This is a genomic window from Bhargavaea cecembensis (assembly GCF_001619585.1).
GTDB lineage: Bacteria > Bacillota > Bacilli > Bacillales_A > Planococcaceae > Bhargavaea > Bhargavaea cecembensis_A.
The window spans coordinates 227,128-244,635 of the sequence record NZ_LQNT01000001.1; the positions used below are offsets into that span (position 1 = coordinate 227,128).

Annotated in this window: 17 protein-coding genes; 11 read left to right on the forward strand and 6 right to left on the reverse strand. The window is 52.3% G+C overall.

Features of this window, described 5'->3' with window-relative positions; translation table 11 throughout:
- Positions 1–31 precede the first annotated feature (31 nt).
- Genes AV656_RS01185 through AV656_RS01195 form a run of 3 tightly spaced genes read left to right on the forward strand, consistent with a single transcriptional unit; the run spans position 32 to position 2,244 of the window.
- Positions 32–310, forward strand: a complete 279-nt coding sequence (locus tag AV656_RS01185) for a cory-CC-star protein (protein WP_197462182.1) — start codon at positions 32–34, stop codon at positions 308–310.
- A gap of 13 nt (positions 311–323) precedes the next feature.
- Positions 324–1,280 (forward strand): ArsA family ATPase, encoded by a 957-nt coding sequence (locus tag AV656_RS01190; RefSeq protein WP_063178009.1) that lies wholly within the window; start codon positions 324–326, stop codon positions 1,278–1,280.
- On the forward strand, positions 1,261–2,244 hold the full coding sequence (locus AV656_RS01195) for a zinc-binding dehydrogenase (RefSeq protein ID WP_063178011.1): 984 nt from the start codon (positions 1,261–1,263) through the stop codon (positions 2,242–2,244). The genes AV656_RS01190 and AV656_RS01195 overlap by 20 nt, the downstream gene beginning before the upstream one ends.
- Positions 2,245–2,301: 57 nt before the next feature.
- Here the strand turns inward: AV656_RS01195 and AV656_RS01200 are convergent, their stop codons facing one another.
- The 4 genes from AV656_RS01200 to AV656_RS01215 all read right to left on the reverse strand — a co-directional run bounded on the left by AV656_RS01200 (position 2,302) and on the right by AV656_RS01215 (position 5,828).
- Positions 2,302–2,802 (reverse strand): DUF421 domain-containing protein, encoded by a 501-nt coding sequence (locus AV656_RS01200; RefSeq protein ID WP_063178012.1) that lies wholly within the window; start codon positions 2,800–2,802, stop codon positions 2,302–2,304.
- Positions 2,803–2,932: 130 nt separating this feature from the next.
- Positions 2,933–3,538: a response regulator transcription factor gene (locus AV656_RS01205; protein ID WP_063178014.1), complete on the reverse strand. Its 606-nt coding sequence runs from the start codon at positions 3,536–3,538 to the stop codon at positions 2,933–2,935.
- A complete protein-coding gene (locus AV656_RS01210) occupies positions 3,535–4,767 on the reverse strand; it encodes a sensor histidine kinase (RefSeq protein ID WP_231877216.1) in 1,233 nt (410 codons plus the stop codon). The genes AV656_RS01205 and AV656_RS01210 overlap by 4 nt, the downstream gene beginning before the upstream one ends.
- Positions 4,767–5,828 carry a fatty acid desaturase gene (locus AV656_RS01215; RefSeq protein WP_063178016.1) on the reverse strand — a complete coding sequence of 354 codons (1,062 nt, stop codon included), beginning with the start codon at positions 5,826–5,828 and terminating at the stop codon, positions 4,767–4,769. The genes AV656_RS01210 and AV656_RS01215 overlap by 1 nt, the downstream gene beginning before the upstream one ends.
- A 162-nt stretch (positions 5,829–5,990) precedes the next feature.
- On the opposite strand from AV656_RS01215, the gene AV656_RS01220 reads away from it, so the two are divergent.
- The 5 genes from AV656_RS01220 (at position 5,991) to AV656_RS01240 (ending at position 12,104) form a co-directional block, all read left to right on the forward strand.
- On the forward strand, positions 5,991–6,941 hold the full coding sequence (locus AV656_RS01220; RefSeq protein WP_063178018.1) for a threonine ammonia-lyase: 951 nt from the start codon (positions 5,991–5,993) through the stop codon (positions 6,939–6,941).
- A gap of 130 nt (positions 6,942–7,071) precedes the next feature.
- Complete coding sequence (locus AV656_RS01225) at positions 7,072–8,343, forward strand: acetyl-CoA hydrolase/transferase family protein (protein ID WP_063178023.1); 1,272 nt, start codon at positions 7,072–7,074, stop codon at positions 8,341–8,343.
- 107 nt (positions 8,344–8,450) lie between these two features.
- Entirely contained in the window at positions 8,451–8,891 is a 441-nt protein-coding gene (locus AV656_RS01230; protein WP_063178025.1) for a hypothetical protein, read from the forward strand.
- Positions 8,892–9,066: 175 nt separating this feature from the next.
- Positions 9,067–10,077 carry a TAXI family TRAP transporter solute-binding subunit gene (locus AV656_RS01235; RefSeq protein WP_063178028.1) on the forward strand — a complete coding sequence of 337 codons (1,011 nt, stop codon included), beginning with the start codon at positions 9,067–9,069 and terminating at the stop codon, positions 10,075–10,077.
- Between the two features lie 68 nt (positions 10,078–10,145).
- Positions 10,146–12,104 carry a TRAP transporter permease gene (locus AV656_RS01240; protein WP_063178030.1) on the forward strand — a complete coding sequence of 653 codons (1,959 nt, stop codon included), beginning with the start codon at positions 10,146–10,148 and terminating at the stop codon, positions 12,102–12,104.
- 136 nt (positions 12,105–12,240) lie between these two features.
- Here AV656_RS01240 and AV656_RS01245 read toward each other — a convergent pair whose 3' ends face one another.
- Both AV656_RS01245 and AV656_RS01250 read right to left on the reverse strand, forming a co-directional pair.
- A complete protein-coding gene (locus AV656_RS01245) occupies positions 12,241–13,941 on the reverse strand; it encodes a M3 family oligoendopeptidase (protein WP_063178033.1) in 1,701 nt (566 codons plus the stop codon).
- A gap of 140 nt (positions 13,942–14,081) precedes the next feature.
- On the reverse strand, positions 14,082–14,903 hold the full coding sequence (locus AV656_RS01250) for an STAS domain-containing protein (RefSeq protein WP_063178035.1): 822 nt from the start codon (positions 14,901–14,903) through the stop codon (positions 14,082–14,084).
- 263 nt (positions 14,904–15,166) lie between these two features.
- Between AV656_RS01250 and AV656_RS01255 the strand changes: the two genes are divergently transcribed.
- From AV656_RS01255 to AV656_RS01265, 3 genes are all read left to right on the forward strand, one after another.
- Positions 15,167–16,075, forward strand: coding sequence for an NAD(P)/FAD-dependent oxidoreductase (locus AV656_RS01255; protein WP_419865545.1), 909 nt, complete (start codon positions 15,167–15,169; stop codon positions 16,073–16,075).
- Between the two features lie 23 nt (positions 16,076–16,098).
- On the forward strand, positions 16,099–16,365 hold the full coding sequence (locus tag AV656_RS01260; protein WP_063178041.1) for a hypothetical protein: 267 nt from the start codon (positions 16,099–16,101) through the stop codon (positions 16,363–16,365).
- 127 nt (positions 16,366–16,492) lie between these two features.
- Positions 16,493–17,452, forward strand: a complete 960-nt coding sequence (locus AV656_RS01265; protein ID WP_063178043.1) for a rhodanese-related sulfurtransferase — start codon at positions 16,493–16,495, stop codon at positions 17,450–17,452.
- Positions 17,453–17,508: the final 56 nt, after the last annotated feature.

Here is a 17,508-nt window from a genome sequence, read left to right on the forward strand (position 1 = left end):
ACGGGGGCCGTCCGTACGGCCCCTTTCTTTTATGGAGGTGAATCAGATCGAACTGACAGATAAGCTCAAGAAACTGATCCGGTATTATGAGGAAGTCATCAGCCTTCCCCACAAGCGGGAAATCGCGGCAGAACTCCGGGATGAGGACGATCTTTTCCTTCTTCTCCTGTACTCCGAGATGATCGGCATCCCAAATCCGGTCTATTACTATACACTGGAACTGTACCCGTACATGATTGAGAAGTTTCACGACTGGCACCTCCGGATGGGGATGGAGAAATCCCCGCTGACCGGAATCCGGTGCTGCTGAAGGGGGGATCAGAATGGATGTTCTGAACAAGGAAGTCATTTTTGTAGGGGGGAAGGGCGGGGTCGGAAAATCGACATCGGCTGCAGCCATTGCTTTAAGGTCGGCGGCAGCCGGGCACAGAACCCTCCTTGTCTCCACGGACCCGGCCCATAACACAGGGGATATCTTCGGAAGGAAATTGGACGGGAAGATAACAGAAGTGGCGGAGGGCCTGTCGGCGCTGGAAATCGATCCGGACAGGGAGACCGAGACTTACATCGGGACTGTAAAGAACAATCTGAAGGGGGTTGTCCACTCTTCCATGGCTGATGAAGTCAACCGGCAGCTCGACACCGCCAAGGCTTCTCCCGGCGCAGATGAGGCCGCGTTGTTTGACCGGCTTGTGACCATACTCCTCGAGGAGCGGGACCGGTTTGACCGGATCATCTTTGATACCGCACCGACAGGCCATACGATCCGTCTGCTTACACTGCCCGAGCTTATGGGGGTCTGGATCCGCGGTTTGCTGGAGAGAAGAAGAAAGACCAATGAAAACTATTCGGCGCTTCTGAATGACGGGGATCCTGTGGAAGACCCCATCTATGATGTCCTGAGGGAACGGCAGGACCGTTTTACACGGGTACGTGAAATCCTTCTTGATTCGGACAAGACCGGATTCATCTTCGTCCTCAATCCGGAGAGGCTGCCGATTCTTGAAACGGAAAAGGCTGTATCGCTTCTCGGCAGGCATGACCTTCACGTCAGGACACTGATCGTCAATAAGGTGTTGCCGGAAGAAGCAGACGGTGAATTTCTCCGTGAACGGAGAGTGCTTGAGCGTGGGTATCTGAAATTGATCGCTGAAACTTTCGGGCAGCAGGAACAGATCTTCGTGCCCCTATTCCCGAGGGATATCACCTCGATGGAGGATCTTGAGTCATTCAGTCAACATTTTAAGGCAGGTGGAGAAGTTGAAGGCATTCGTTTATGAAATGGGAGAATGGAAACTGAAGGAAATGGAAGATCCGGTCGCAGGGCCGGGTGAGGCGGTTGTGTCATTGAAAGTGTCCGGTCTGAACCGCCGCGACCTGTACATACCCGGACGTCTCGGTCCGGATAAGGAAGCGGTCGTCATCGGTTCTGACGGCGCGGGTGTGATCAGCCAGGTTGGGGAAGGCGTGCGCCAATTCAAAGAAGGTGATGAAGTCATCATCAACCCGGCTCTCGGATGGATGGAGCAATCCGCTGCCCCTCCAGCCGGCTTCGAAATCCTTGGCATGCCCGATAACGGAACGATGGCTGAGAAAATCGTACTGCCGGCAGACCAGCTGGAGCCGAAGCCCGCGGGCCTGTCATGGGAAGAGGCCGGCGTCCTGTCGCTTGCTGCCATGACGGGATACCGGGCTCTCGTCACCCGGGGACAGGTCGAAGCCGGACAGACTGTGTTCATCCCGGGGGCGGGAAGCGGTGTTGCGACCTACCTGATCCAGTTCGCCAAAGCGCTGGGGGCCAGGGTCCTTGTTTCTTCAAGAAGCGAGGACAAGCGCAGCCGGGCGGTCGAAATCGGTGCGGACCGCGCCATCGACACGAATTCGGACTGGACAGAAGAACTGAATGATGAAACCATCGATCTCGTCATCGACAGTGTGGGAGAGGCGACATTCAACCGGTCGATCGGGGTGCTGAAAAAAGGCGGCCGCATCGTCACATTCGGAGCAACGACAGATGATCACATCCGTTTTGATCTGCGTTCTTTCTTCTACGGTCAATATGATCTGCTCGGCTCGACGATGGGGAACCGGGAAGAACTGCGTGCCCTGCTGGAATTAATGGAGGACAAGGATATCCATCCTGTCGTCGATTCGGTTTATACGCTGGCAGATATCCGGGAAGCCATGGATAAGCTGGAGAACAGCACACAGTTCGGCAAGATCGCCATACGCATTACAGAATAAATGAATCACAAAAAAGACGCCAGGCCCTTTATCGGGCCGGCGTCTTTTCAATACCGTTCACATCATCGAGTGCATCCGCCACATGCTCCTTGTCGTTTTTTTGACTACGGAGATGTCGCCATTCGATTCCAGGACGATTGCTTCTACTTGTTCAAGGGAGGCGACTCCTCGTTCACGAACGCTTTGCAGCATTTCAGTTCGATGTACCCGGGTCCTCCTCATAGCTTCTTCACGGAAAGTTCCATTTTCATAAAGGGCTTCGGGTGAGCCCTTGATCAGGTTTCTCGCGGCTTCCCATCTCACGGTCAGCCATGACACTATAAATTGGAGGAGCAGGAGCAGACCCACTGCGGTAATCCCGTTTAGAAGTGGCGTATTATTATCCAGCAGAATCGTCGCCAGCAACGAACCGAGCGCAATGGTCACGACAAAGTCAAACATGTTCATCTTGGACAGAGCCCGTTTTCCCGACACTCTCAGGAAAATGATCAGCAGAACATAGGAAATGACTCCAGTAACCATGATATTGCCGATGGCTTCCCAACTGTCAAAAAACATATGTGCACACCTCCCTGTCTAATAGGCTTTTACCACGGAAGGTTGTCTGCAAACCCTTACGCCGGAAAGCAAAAAGACAGCCGGATGCGCGATGTATCTGGCTGTCTTTTTTTTGGTCAGTTGAGGTGGGTTACTTTCCCCGGAACCATCCGTTTTCACGGAACCGGGCAACGGCTTCGATCCGGTTGCCGACATTCAGTTTGTCCAGGATGGTGGAAATATAGTTTCGGACGGTTCCTGTAGTGAGGAACAATTCTTCTGCAATTTCCTTGGTTTCTTTCCCTTTTGCGATCAGTTCCATCACTTCGGTCTCCCTCGCGGTGAGAGGATTCGGATTGCTGAAAGCCATATCAACCAGTTCGGGTGCGTAGATTTTCCGGCCGTCTACGATCGAACGGATGGAGTCCGCGAGATCCTCACTCGGACTGTCTTTGAGGAGATACCCGTCGACATGTGCATGACGCGCCCGCTCAAAGTAGCCGGCTCTTGCAAAAGTCGTCAGAATGATGATTTTGCAAGGATGGTCACCCAGCTCATCCGCGGCATCGAGTCCGGTCTTCACCGGCATTTCGATATCCATGATGCAGACATCAGGGTTGAGTGTCCTGACAAGCCGCACCGCCTCCGCGCCATCAGCCGCCTGTCCGACGACGGACATATCCTCTTCAAGGTCAAGCAGGGAAGCGAGAGCGCCAAGAAGGAGACGCTGATCTTCCGCAATCACAATCCGGATCATCCGATCCCTTCCTTTCTCCCTTCCTGAATCACATCAGGCACTTCGATGAGCAGGCGTGTTCCGCCTGCAGGCCCGTTTCCTTCCACACGAAGGGTTCCGTTGACAAAGTCCAGGCGTTCCCTCATCCCTCGAAGGCCATTGCCCCGAGAAGGCTGTCCGCTGATTCCGATTCCGTCATCGCACACTTCCAGCCGGATTCCCGCGGCGGTTTCTGAAAGGCGGATCGTACAGGACGAAGCGCCGCTGTGACGGACAATATTCGTGACCGCCTCCATCAGGCACATCCCGAGAACATCGTCGATCAGCGGCCCGGGCTTGAAATCATTTGGGTCATTGTCGATGGTGGCGTCGATTTCCGCAGCGCCGAGGATTTGCACGGCTCTGGCCATCTCGATTTCGAGTGTGGTGCCCCTCATGCCGGATACCAGGTCGCGCACTTCCTTCAGTGCGGTCCTGGCGGTCTGCCGGACATCGAGCATTTCCTTTTCGGCACGTTCTGCGTCCCTCCCGGCAAGCTTTGAGGCAAGATCACTTTTCATCCCGATCAGCGAAAGCTTCTGACCGAGCGTGTCATGAAGATCCCTTGCGATGCGCTGGCGCTCCTCGTGAACAAGAAGTTCGCCGATCAGGCGGTTGGCATCTTCAAGTTTCTCTTCAAGAACTTCCTGGCGGTGCCGGCTGTATTTATGGAAAGGGATCAGGATGACGCCGATCACCGACATGATCAGGAACGAATATTGTGTCCTGAAGATTTCCGGTTCGGTGAAGATGACCAGAACAAGAGCGGCGACGGATGCCGCAATATTAAACGAGTAGAACAGGAAGAACGGTGTCCGTCTCCTGATTTCCCCGATAAACAGGGCAAGGAACAGGAAAAAGTAGATGTAGCCGAATGCCACGGTCAGCGTGAAACTGATCAGGATCTCGAAGGTCAGACAGGCATAGCGGACCCCTGTATTCTGGGTGAAAGAAAATTTGTAGGCTACCAGGAAGAGCGCGAACAAAATGATTCCGGTGCCGATTTCTCTTGCTGACATGGTCCTGAAGATGAAAAAGAACGGCATGGCCAAAAAGAAGATCCATGCGTAAATATTGAACCAGCGGTTTTTGGGATACAATTGATACCATTTCTGCACGGATGCCTTCAGTCCCATCAGTCTGTTTTCTGCATTATACCAGACTCCGGAAATGCGGACAGCCGCACCGGATTGTTCCGGGCGGCTGTTCATCAGGATTTCCTCGCATCCGGCTTCGGCTGGCGGATGGCCTCGCCGAGGGCAGATCGTGTGCGGGCCGGTGCAGCAGTCTTCAGTTCACGGAATGTGATGAAGCGCTTGTTCGCTTCGTCGAACAGCTTGAAGCGGAGGGATTCCAGGCTGGTTTTAAGAGTGATTGTCGTTGCTTTCTGTAATGGTTCAACAGATTCATGGGCTTCTTCAAGCTTATAGTTTGGTACACGCGGCGCCAAGTGGTGAACGTGGTGATAACCGATATTGCCGGTAACCCACTGGAGCACGAGCGGAAGTTTATAGTAGGAACTTCCATCGACAGCCGCTTTCACGTAATCCCATTCCGATTCATCCTCGAAATAAGAATCCTCGAATTGGTGCTGAACATAGAACAGCCAGATTCCGAGCATGCCGCCTACGAACATGATGGTGCCATGGATTAGTAGGAAAGCTTTCCATCCTACGAGCAGCGCCGTCACTGTGTAGATGACGATGACAGCCACATTGATGAACCAAGTGTTCCGGCGTTCTTTCGGCTTCGCATCTTTGCGGTTGAATCGGCCGGAGATAAGGAACAGATAAAGCGGGCCGAAGCCGAACATGACGATCGGATTCCGGTAGAGCCGGTAACCGAGTCTCTGGAGCGGAGTGGCCGCCCGATACTCTTCGACTGTCATGACCCAGATGTCGCCTGTTCCGCGCTTGTCGAGATTGCCGCTCGTCGCATGGTGGATCGAGTGCTCGCGCTTCCACTTTTCATAGGGGAAAAGGGTCATGATGCCCGTAATCGTCCCCAGTGTATCGTTTGCCTTTTTGTTTTTGAAGAACGAACCATGGGTGCAATCATGGAAAATAATAAATGTCCTGACGAGGAATCCTGCTGCAATCACGGACAGTCCGACGGTAAGCCAGACTGAGACCGACAGGCTCATGTAGGCCAGTGCCCACAAAATGAAGAAGGGCGGGATCGTGTTCAGAATCTGGATCACGCTCGCCTTTTTGTCGGTGGTCTCAAAGGGCTTGACACTTTTACGGAGCTGGATCGTTTTTTCTCTGCTCATAGTTTTCCTCCCGGGTGATATTGATGATGATTTTATCTTACCCGGAAGTAATTTCTGAAAACAGGCACAGGTGTAAACAGTTGCGTATGACAACTGTCATGGTTGCCCCGGCATATTCAGGGAACGTAAACTATATGTAGGAAAAGAATAGGGGGAATGAACATGATCGGGCTGGACAAAATCCGTGAAGCGGCAGAGGAAATTGGTGGAGTCATCCACCGTACACCGGTACTGACTTCAACGAGGCTGAACGAACGGACGGGAAATGAAGTGTTTCTGAAGGGGGAGCATCTTCAAAAGACAGGATCGTTCAAGATCCGCGGTGCATCTAACAAGATTCTGAAAGCGGTCCGCACAGGTACAAGCCATGTCGTTGCTGCATCCTCGGGCAATCACGGTCAGGCGGTCGCCTATATTGCCGGAAAGTCGGGCGTGCAGGCGACCATTGTGGTGCCGGAAGACGCATCGCCTGTGAAAATATCGGCGATTGAAGCATACGGGGGCCGGGTGGTGAGGTGTGGCCTTACCTCGGCTGAACGGATTCCGGAAGCATTCAGGATTGCAGAAGAGACCGGAGGCTTGTTTGTTCCCCCATACGATGATCCGGACATTATCGCCGGGCAGGGGACAGCAGGGATGGAGATCATCTCCCAGGTTCCCGGCTGTGAAGTGGTTTTTGTGCCGGTAGGCGGAGGAGGACTGGCAGCAGGGATTGTCTGTGCGGTCAAGCAGCTGAACCCGGATATCATCGTGATCGGTGTGGAGCCGGAAACGGCGGATGACACAAAACAGTCTTTGGAATCAGGTATCAGAGTCGCAATCGGACCGACCCGGACAATAGCGGACGGCCTCAGGACTTCGATACCCGGGGAACTGACATTCCCGATTCTGCAGAACCATCTTGACCGGCTCATCATGGTTTCGGACGAGGAGATTGCGGAAGCATGCAGACTCTTGTTCCAGGCCACCAAACAAGTGGTGGAACCTTCCGGCGCGGTAGCGTTCGCCGGACTCCTCTCGGGCAGGTCGGGCATTACGGGAAAGAAGACGGCCGCCGTGCTATCGGGAGGAAATGTTTCCGCCGAAGGTTTCTCGGAAATACTGAAAGCCTGACGGACGGCTGCCGGGCGATCTCCTCTTCGACAGTTCAGTGACAACAGTCCGCCACCGTTCATTGGTACAGCCTTGATATGGTACGATCGAGGAGACAAAACAGCTAAATGGATTGGAGTGGCACACACCTATGACTAAGGAAATGACGGAACAGGAATTCCTTTCGATGATCAAGCAGGGAGACGACCTGATCGTCCCGATTGCCAACGGGGAACCGGTCCGTCTTCTGGACATTTTGGAGTCACAAGCAGATCAACTTGAAGGTGTACGGATTCACCAGATGCACGTGATCCGTGAGCGCCGTTATATTAATGGGGAGTTTAACGGAAAGCTGAATCACGTTTCTTATTTCCTAAGCGGGGCGACCCGGAAAGCCTATCATAACGGAACCATCGAACTGGTACCGAACAACTTCTCGGATGTCCCCTATCTGCTGAGACGGACAACCAAGCTGTCGATGGTTTTGGCAAAGGCATCCCCAATGGACGAGCACGGATACTTTTCGCTTGGCACGAACGCGGACTATGTCGCTGAGTTTATCGGAAGCGTTCCATTCGTCCTTGAAGTCAATGAAAACCTGCCAAGAACATTCGGCCAGAACCAGATCCATATCAGCCAGATCAAAGGCTTCATCCGCCATGATTCGCCTTTGGTTCAGGCGGAAGCCCCACCGGTCGGCGAAAAGGATATTGCCATTGCGGAAAGAGTCGTGGAACGCATTGAAGACGGAGACACCATCCAGGTCGGGATTGGCGCCATCCCGAATGCCGTCATGGCGATGCTGAAAGACCACCGACATCTCGGCATCCATACAGAAATGCTGACGAACAGCGTGGTTGATCTTTATAACGCGGGAGCGGTCGATGGCACCAGGAAAGCAACCAACCGCGGAAAAATTGTCTGTACTTTCGCCCTTGGTGACCAAAAGCTGTACGACTTCCTCCATGACAATCCGGGGGTAGAATTCCAGCCCGTCAATATCGTCAACAACCCGGCCAATATCGCCCGTGAGGATCACATGGTATCAATCAATGCCTCTACAGAAATCGACCTGTATGGCCAGGCGGCTTCCGAAACGGTCGCCGGAAAGTACTACTCGCTGAGCGGCGGTCAGGCGGACTTCGCAAACGGCGTCCGGTTCTCCAAATATGGGAAAGGATTTATCTGTCTTCATTCCACTGCCAAAAATGATACGCTGTCCCGGATCAGAGTGGCACTCACACCCGGCTCCGTCGTGACCACTTCCAAAAACTCGGTCGGGTCCATTGTCACCGAGTACGGGATTGCCGACCTGTACGGCCAGCCGTTTTCCGAAAGGGCACGACGGCTCATCTCCATCGCCCATCCGAAATTCCGGGAAGAGCTGGAGTTTGAAGCGAAAAAGGCCGGTTTCTTTATCTGACATCAGGGAGAGGGCAGCACGGGAAAGAGAAATCTGCAGTCCTGTTTGGAAAATGCGGAGAAGGGACCGTCCGCACAACCTTTAAATGATGCGGGCGGTATAAGGAAATGAGCGTTTACTATTCACTCGTCTTGTATGTACATGTATTTAGTGCCGCACTTTCAATCGGACCGTTTTTTGTCCTCGTTCCGCTGATCGGGCGGATGAAATCAGCTGATGATGCAATCCTGGATGTCCAACTGTCGGTTTTCCAATCTGCGGTCCGGGTCGTCAAGCACGCCGGCCATCTTCTCGTCCTGTCGGGAGTCCTTTTGCTTGTGTCCTCCGGTTACAGATGGACAACGTCGTGGGTGGCCATGACGATACTGGTCATGCTCGCTTCCATCGTCTTTTTGGCACGGGCATTCAAACCCGTCATTACGGAAATCAGGAAGAACCGGGATGAGCGGGATAGGTTACTGGGAATCCTGAACAGAAACCTTTGGACGTATATTATTCTGCTGATGTTCATGCTTTATTTCATGGTAGTCAAACCGGCTTTATGGTGAATAGGACAGCGGGACGGCGAAGTTTTATTGACTTCGCCGTCCTTTTTGATATGGAAATACAAAAGGAAATGGTCTTTTCAGAATATTATTGCAAATTAATTTGTAAATCCATATAATTGAATTATATCTATTCTGCATCCAGCCGGATGCGGACCATATAAAAGGGGGATGACCAATGAAGGGGAAGAGATTTTGGGGGATGATCGTACTATCGGTGACGTTGCTGGTCCTTTCCGCCTGCGGCGGCGAAGGCAGTGGTGACGGAAGCGGAGCCAACATCGCAATCGGGCCGCCGGCAAGTGCGACGAATGGGCTTTCCAAAGTGATCTTTGAAGCATACGGTCTGGAAGAAGGGGACTACAAGGAATTCCAGGAAGGTTTCGGCGATGCAGCTGACGGTGTGCAAGATGGAAACATCGATATCTCGATCGGGATTCTTGGCCTGCCGGCGGCAAGCATCGAAAATCTCCAATCGGCTGCAGGCGATGTAAAGCTGATCAGCCTAACAGATGAAGCCGTAGCCCACATAGAGAAAAACACACAATACAAAGCCATGACGATCCCTGCAGGCACATATGATTTTCAGGACGAAGATGTCCAAACCGTCACTGCCTATGCAATCCTTATGGCGAATACAGATACAATTGACGAAGAAACGGGCTATCAGCTCACAAAAACCATGATTGAAAAAGCGAGTGAAAATACCCATGCCCAAGCCAAGGAAACGACTCTTGAAAATGCACTTAAAGGATCGGAAGGTTTGCCGATCCATCCTGGCGCCAAACGCTATTATGAAGAGCAAGGGCTGACTGTGGATAATCCCGTAGCGGAAGTCACGGCAGACGGATCCAAGAAAGAGCTGGTTCTCGGAACAGGAAGCCAGGGCGGCACCTACTATCCGCTCGGCGGAGAAATGGCCACCATCTGGAACAAGACCGTTGACGGCATCAATATCACCAATACGGAGACAGGGGCGTCAATCGAAAACATGGCAACGATCCGGGAAGGCAATATGGATCTGGGAATGACTGTTCATGAGACAGCGCTATTTGCCGTAAACGGGGAACAGGACTTTGAAGACAATAGCGTCCCAAATGCCGCGTTTATCGGCCAAATTTATCCTGAAGTCGTCCAGATCGTCACAAGGGAAGCGAGTGGCATCACCGGTTTTGAAGATCTGAACTGATAAAACGGGAGGCAGAGAGGATGGATTGTCGCCCTCTTTGTCTTCTTTTTTGGAAGGGGGATGAATGGATGGGAAGCAGAGGTAAAGGGCAAGAGATGGACGCCCGTGAGGTGCTCGAAAAATACGACAGAGAAAGTCATATGAGGACGAATCTCGGCAGGTGGGCGTGGATCGTGACTTTTCTCGGGGTGGGGCTGACGGTTTTCCATCTCTACACAGCTTATTTCGGAATGCTGCCTTCGCAAAAGCAGGGCGCGGTCCATCTGGGTACAGCATTGGGAATCATCTTTCTGCTGTTTCCGGCCAAAGCAGGCCTCCAAAAAACGCAAAGCAGCGTTCCGTGGTACGATGTCATTCTTGCATTTACCGCCATGTATGTCACTTATCATAAGATTATCTTTTTCGATTCGATTCTGCAGAGCAGGATTTCCGGTTATAGTACTCCCGACGTCATCATATCCGTAGCCGGGATACTCCTCGTGCTGGAAGCGACCAGGCGTACTGTCGGCCTTCCTATCGTCATCGTGGCTTCCGTAATGATTGCATACGCCGTATTCGGCAATTACATTCCCACTCAGATCCTGTCCCATGCAGGATTTTCATTTGAACGCACGACCACAAATCTTTGGTACAGGGAGAGCGGCGTGTTCGGGACGCCGATCCAAATCTCCGCAAAGTTCATTTTCCTCTTTTTGTTCTTTGGAGTGATGCTTGTCCACACGAAAATCGGGCAGTTTTTCAATGACGTCGCCTACTCGGTAACAGGAAGGTTTACTGGAGGCACGGCCAAGGCCGCAGTAACCGCAAGTGCGCTTCAGGGGATGATCTCGGGAAGTTCTGTCGGCAACACGGTCGCTTCCGGATCGTTCACGATACCCATGATGAAGAAATCGGGTTTCAAGCCGGAATTTGCAGCCGCAACGGAAGCTTCTGCATCCACTGGCGGACAAATCATGCCGCCTCTTATGGGAGCAGCTGCCTTTATCATGATGGAATATCTTGGAGTCCCGTATACGGATATCATGGCTGCTGCCGTCATACCGGCGATTCTTTATTTTGCAGGAATTTTTATAGGGACTCACTATGAAGCGAAGCGGCTCGGCATCAGCGGGATGCCAAAGGAACAGTTGCCGATTTTCAAACAGCTGCTGATGAAAAACGGATACATGCTTATACCCCTGGTTGTCATCATTGGGACGATCCTTGTGGGGTTTACTCCGCAACGCGCGGCGCTATACGGCATACTCTCTGCTTTTTTGGTGAGCCTGGTCAGGAAGGATACACGGATGTCCCTGCGTGGCACGATCAGGGTGCTTGAGGAAGGCGCCCGCGTGGCGCTCCCTGTGATCGCTGCGGTTGCGACAGCCGGAATCATCGCCGGGGTCGTCAGTATGACCGGACTTGGATCCAAATTCGCCGCAGGCATCATCGCACTTGCAAATGGATATCTGCTCCTGGCGCTTATTTTCACGATGATCGCCTGCATTGTCCTTGGAATGGGTCTTCCGACAACCGCAAATTATGTGGTCACTGCGACAATCGCTGCACCCGCGCTAATCAATGATTTTGGAGTCGTACCCATTGCGGCGCATATGTTTGTTTTTTACTTTGGTATTGTGGCGGACATCACACCGCCTGTTTGCCTGGCAGCCTACGCGGGTGCCGGCATCGCGAGGGCCAATCCGTTCAAAACTGGCGTTACGGCAGTAAAGCTTGCCATTGCCGCGTTTATCATTCCTTATATTTTTATCTATAACCCGATCCTTGTCGGTGTTGACATCACAGTAATGGGCATCACCATCGCCATCTTGACTGCGCTGATCGGTATGGCGGGAGTGAGCAGTGGACTGATCGGATATTTCGTCAGTCCATCCAGTTGGTGGGAGCGGCTTCTCCTGATCGTTGGTGGGCTGTGCCTGATCGATCCCGCCATGGTCACCAATCTCATTGGAATTACGATGATTGCGGGGATTTGGGCGATTCAGCGCAAAAGGGAATCAGAGAACCGGCCGCCGCGTCTGGCATGAACTGAGAGGAAATAAGTTCCGCCAAACGTCGTATTGTTGAGTTCCCGGCTTCTCCAGACGAGCAATCCATCTTGATAAAGTGATGTTGGGAAACAAAAGAACAGGCCGAGGGGCCTGTTCTTTTGTTTCGTTTTAATTAGAGAGCCCGGTCATCCACGGCATCGAGCCATTCAGTGATGGGTCCGATGACCGATTCAATGCATCCATCCTCGAATGGGGACAGCAGATTGGCTTCCTTTACAAGTTCAGTGAACGGAAGGGAGCCGCCCAGACGGCAAAGTTGCAGATAATCAGCCCAAGCGGCCTCACGTTCTTCCCGGGACCGTTTCCAGAACTGCAGCGCACAGATTTGCGCAAGGCAGTAATCGATGTAGTAGAACGGCACTTCGTAGATATGGGCCTGGCGCTGCCAGAAGCCGCCCTCTTCAAGGTACTCGAGGCCTTCGTAGTTGCGATGCGGAAGGTATTCGGACTCGAGTTTTTTCCAGGCGGCTTTCCTGTCATCAGGTGTCATTCCCGGGTTTTCATAGATGATGTGCTGGAATTCATCAACAGCCACACCGTATGGCAGGAACAGCAGTGCTGAACTCAGGTGGCTGAACTTATATTTTTCGGTGTCTTCCTTAAAAAATTGCTCCATCCACGGCCAGGTGAAGAACTCCATGCTCATCGAATGGATCTCGGCTGCTTCGCTGGTCGGCCAGATATACTCGGGCACCCCAATATTCCTGCTGGAGTAAACCTGGAAAGCGTGGCCCGCTTCGTGAGTGAGGACGTCAATATCGTCGGATGTGCCGTTGAAATTCGAGAAGATGAACGGCGAATCATAGTTATCGATAAACGTACAATAACCGCCGCCTTCTTTTCCTTTTTTGGCGATCAGGTCCATCAGGTCCCGCTCCATCATGAAGCGGAAGAATTCCGAGGTTTCCGGCGAAAGCTCATCATACATCTTTTTCCCGTTTTCGATGATCCATTCCGGATCGCCCTTCGGAACGGCATTGCCGGTGACGAAGTTAAGTCCTTCATCATGATAGGTGAGGCTGTCCACGCCGATCCGTGCTGCCTGCCGCTCATACAGACGGGTAGCAAGAGGCACGATATGCCGTTTGACCTGTTCTCGGAAGTTCTTCACCATTTCCCGGTCATAGCCGATCCGGTTCATCCTCAGATAACCGACGTCGACAAAGTCTTTATAGCCAAGGATCTGGGCGATCTGATGACGGACTTCGACAAGCTTTTGGTAAATCCCGTCAAACTCTTTTTTGTGCTCGGCGAAAAAGCCGAATCTCGCTTCGTTCGCAACTTTCCGTATTTCCCTGTCTGTTGATTGGGTATAGGGGCCGAGCTGTGCAAGTGTGAGCGTTTTTCCGTCGAACTCAATCTGTGCAGAAGCGATCAGCTTCGCGTATTCGGAAGCCAGTTTGTTTTCCTGCTGGAGAAGCGGAATTGCTTCAGCCGAGAATGAGCGGATTTTCTGGTCGGCGATGGTGAACAACTGGGAACCCCAGCGCTTTTCGAGCTCCTCCCGGAACGGGCTTGCCACAAGTTCCTTGTAGAAAGCTGTGTTCAGCTCATCGAATTCAGGCCCGATTTCATTAAAGTAGTCCCGCTGCCCTTCATAATAAGCATCATTCGTATCGATGGAGGAGCGGATGTACACCAGATTGGAGGCTGTGGAAAAGTCATCTGCCAGCCGATTCAGTTCCCGGATTTCCTGATCCTGTCCGTCCGCCGAACCGGCTTGCCGGAACCGGGTCAGGTGTTTGTTCCACTCTGTCTTAAGTGACTCCATATCCGGCCGCTGATACTCGTAGTCTTTGAATGTGGTCACCATAACCACTCCCTCTTAAAAAAATGTCTTCCGTTCCATTTTTGATGAACAACAGGGAAATTGCAATGGCAATCGGCGGAGAATTAAGAAAAGTGGGTCAACGAAAAACCCCCTCCCGGAGTAGGGGAGGGGGCTTCAGCCGTTCAACTGTAGAGTTCCAGTGCATTCATAAGAGTAGCCTGAGTTTTGATGCCCCGGAATTCGATTCCGAGCTGTACGGCGGTCTGGGCGATTTCGGGGCGGATCCCGGAAAGGATGGCTTCCACACCGATCAGCCGCAGTGCGTCGATCAGCTGGAACAGCTGGTGGGCAACCATCGTATCGACAATCGGGACAGCAGATAAATCGATAAACAGCATGTCAAGCTTCTGCTTGGCTGCCTGCTCCAGACCGGTTTCCAAAATGATGCGGGCGCGGTATGTATCGATGTCGCCGACCAGCGGCAGAATACCGATGCCGCGTTTTACCGGGATGACCGGGCTGCTTAGCTCAGTGATCATCTGCTGCTGGGAAGATAGGATTTTCCTGTGAGCCTCTTCAAAGTGTCTGGCGAAGTTTTCCATGATAAAATCAAAGGCATCATTGACGACATTGCTCCAGTAGAAAGCTTCTTCGATAGTAAAGCCCTGCCTGTCCGACAGAATATAATTCTTTACCGCGTTCCAATAGTCTGTTCGGATCAGGCGGAACTGCGCGATGGTCTCATGCATGGTCACTCCGCTCTTTACCCAGTGAACCGCGACAGATTCGGACCATTCGTCGATATGTAGTTTAAAGTCATTGTCTTCGATGAAGATTCGGCTTACGCTTTCCACCAGCTGATCGTGCTGAATGTTGAGCTTCCTTTTTTCATCCGAGCGGAAGACGGACTCTTCTCCGCTGCCAGTGCTCCGTTCAAGCCACTCATCTGCCAGTTCTTGCTTGCGGCCGATGATATAATCGTAGATGTCCTCCCGCTTTCCCACGCTATAACAACCTTTCTTCAGTTAATTTTTCCGATAGTCCTGCATCCGCCCCTTATTTTAAAGCAAGGCAGAAGGCGATGCACGGGATAAGGTCGGAGCAATGTCTTTTCCTAAGGACAGGTTACCGTTATAATGTGAACTGAAAAGAATTCTCAGCCGCACCTAAATAGGAGTGAACTATGTTGGAAAACGGACACGAAGTATTCGATATAACGATTATCGGCGGAGGTCCCACCGGTCTCTTCGCTTCATTTTATGCCGGGATGCGGGAGATGAAGGTCAAGATCCTCGACAGCCTTCCGCAGCTCGGCGGCCAGCTTTCGGAGCTCTATCCGGACAAATATATATATGATGTCGGCGGTTTTCCGAAAATCCTTGCGAAAGATCTTGTAGCCAACCTTGCTGAACAGGCTAATTATGGCAAGCCGGAAATCTGCCTGGGTGAAACCGTCCTGGCGGCAAACCGGGACGGCGATCTGTTTGTAATCGAGACAGACAAAGGCGTCCACTATTCCCGCACCGTTCTGATCACTGCAGGAGTAGGGGCATTCCAACCCCGCAAGCTGAATGTAGAGGGAGCCGAAAGCTTTGAAGGGAAAACGCTGCATTATGGCGTCAAAGACCTCTCGAGCTTCAAGGGAACAGAAGTCCTCGTATGCGGCGGAGGCGACTCCGCGGTTGACTGGGCTCTGATGCTTGAAGGGGTTGCAGACAAAGTGACCCTTGTCCACCGTCGTGAACGATTCACGGCGCACGAAACGAGTGTCACGAAGTTGCACGAGTCGACTGTCGAAGTGAAGACATCTCATAATGTCAAAATTCTGCAGGGGGATGAGGGACGGCTGGATGAAGTCGTACTCGTCAGCAAAGCAGGCGAAGAAACGAATCTTCATGCCGATCATGTCATCGTCAACTACGGAAACGTCTCTTCTCTCGGACCGCTCAAAGAGTGGGGACTGGAGATGGAGAAAAATTCGATTGTTGTCAATACGAAGATGGAGACCAGTATCGAGGGAATCTATGCCGCAGGCGATGTGACCACATACGACGGCAAAGTCAAGCTGATTGCCGTCGGTCTCGGAGAGGCTCCGATCGCCATTAACAATGCGAAGGCCTACCTCGATCCGAAGTCCCGTGTCCAGCCGCTCCACAGCACTTCCGTATTCAAATGACGGGATGGGAGCAGGCAGTAGCGGTGATCCGCTACATACGGACAGAACGGTCAATCCGGCGACTCCAGCAGCGGACGGAAGACGTTGAGTGCAAGCTGATTTTGACGGAAGAAGCCGTCATTTCTTCCGAACGTGATTTTGCGTTGTCGAAAGTTTGGGATATGAGTGCCCGTCCGGCAGCAAGCCGATGCTGGTTTTTGTATCTCCATACAGACGAGGGTGTATTCGCCTTCCGGACGGAAGAATCGCCGGATGGATTCATCAGCAGCTACAGGGAGATCAGAAATTGAAGAAACAGGCCCGCCATCCGATTGGCGGGCCTGTTTCCGTTGATTCCCGCTACACATCCGAAGCGTTTTTTGTTATATTGGTGTGTGGCATTTTTAATTTAAAGGAGAAAGGGAATGGTGTCGGATTATGGGAAAATTCACACACAGAGTCCTCTTGTATTATAAATATGTGCCGATTGAGGATCCGGAAACATTTGCGCAGGAGCATCTTGCATTTTGCAGGGAGCTCGGGCTAAAAGGCCGCATCCTCATAGGCAGTGAAGGTATCAACGGAACGTGCTCCGGCACGATTGAACAAACTCAAAAATACATGGATGCGATGCATGCGGATGAGCGTTTCAGCGACATGGAATTCAAAGTGGATGAAACGGAAGGCCATGCATTCAAGAAAATGCATGTCCGCCACCGCAATGAGATCGTCAACCTCAGCCTTGATGAAGACGTCAATCCGAACGAGCTGACCGGTGAATATCTGGAACCGGCAGAATTTCTTGAGCAGATGCAGCGTGAGGACGTCGTCGTCCTTGACGCCCGCAATGATTATGAATACGATCTCGGCCACTTCCGCGGCGCGATCCGCCCCGAAGTGGAAACATTCCGCGAGCTGCCGGAGTGGGTCCGTGAGAACCGCGAAAAGTTTGAAGGCAAGAAAATTTTGGCCTACTGCACCGGCGGTATCCGCTGTGAGAAATTCACAGGCTGGCTAAAGCGTGAAGGCTTTGAAGATGTGGCTCACCTGCACGGCGGAATCGTCACCTACGGGAAAGACCCTGTCGCCAAAGGACAGCTCTGGGACGGTCAGTGCTATGTGTTTGACAACCGCATCGCGGTGCCGGTCAACCAGGTGGAGCATGTCGTCGTCGGCCGCGACCACTTCGACGGTACGCCTTGCGAACGCTACGTCAACTGCGCAAATCCGGAATGCAACAAAAAAATCCTGGCTTCCGAAGAGAACGAACTTCTTCACCGCCGCAGCTGCTCTGATGAGTGCCGCGAACATCCGCGCAACCGTTACTTCCTTGAAACGGGTATGACGGAAGCGGAGTGGCAGAAGAAAGTGGATGAACTTAAAGCCCGGCAGGCTTGATTCTGTAACCCGCGCTCCGGCGCGGGCTTTTTGATGACTGCAAGAAAACCTGCTGT

Bases quoted from the DNA above. Each gene is read 5' to 3' on its own strand.
- AV656_RS01265 (WP_063178043.1), top strand. From the start codon at position 16,493: ATGGGAAAATTCACACACAGAGTCCTCTTGTATTATAAATATGTGCCG.
- AV656_RS01215 (WP_063178016.1), bottom strand. From the start codon at position 5,828: ATGAGCAGAGAAAAAACGATCCAGCTCCGTAAAAGTGTCAAGCCCTTT.
- AV656_RS01225 (WP_063178023.1), top strand. From the start codon at position 7,072: ATGACTAAGGAAATGACGGAACAGGAATTCCTTTCGATGATCAAGCAG.
- AV656_RS01245 (WP_063178033.1), bottom strand. From the start codon at position 13,941: ATGGTGACCACATTCAAAGACTACGAGTATCAGCGGCCGGATATGGAG.
- AV656_RS01205 (WP_063178014.1), bottom strand. From the start codon at position 3,538: ATGATCCGGATTGTGATTGCGGAAGATCAGCGTCTCCTTCTTGGCGCT.
- AV656_RS01185 (WP_197462182.1), top strand. From the start codon at position 32: ATGGAGGTGAATCAGATCGAACTGACAGATAAGCTCAAGAAACTGATC.
- AV656_RS01200 (WP_063178012.1), bottom strand. From the start codon at position 2,802: ATGTTTTTTGACAGTTGGGAAGCCATCGGCAATATCATGGTTACTGGA.
- AV656_RS01240 (WP_063178030.1), top strand. From the start codon at position 10,146: ATGGGAAGCAGAGGTAAAGGGCAAGAGATGGACGCCCGTGAGGTGCTC.
- AV656_RS01230 (WP_063178025.1), top strand. From the start codon at position 8,451: ATGAGCGTTTACTATTCACTCGTCTTGTATGTACATGTATTTAGTGCC.
- AV656_RS01190 (WP_063178009.1), top strand. From the start codon at position 324: ATGGATGTTCTGAACAAGGAAGTCATTTTTGTAGGGGGGAAGGGCGGG.
- AV656_RS01220 (WP_063178018.1), top strand. From the start codon at position 5,991: ATGATCGGGCTGGACAAAATCCGTGAAGCGGCAGAGGAAATTGGTGGA.
- AV656_RS01235 (WP_063178028.1), top strand. From the start codon at position 9,067: ATGAAGGGGAAGAGATTTTGGGGGATGATCGTACTATCGGTGACGTTG.
- AV656_RS01255 (WP_419865545.1), top strand. From the start codon at position 15,167: ATGCGGGAGATGAAGGTCAAGATCCTCGACAGCCTTCCGCAGCTCGGC.
- AV656_RS01210 (WP_231877216.1), bottom strand. From the start codon at position 4,767: ATGAACAGCCGCCCGGAACAATCCGGTGCGGCTGTCCGCATTTCCGGA.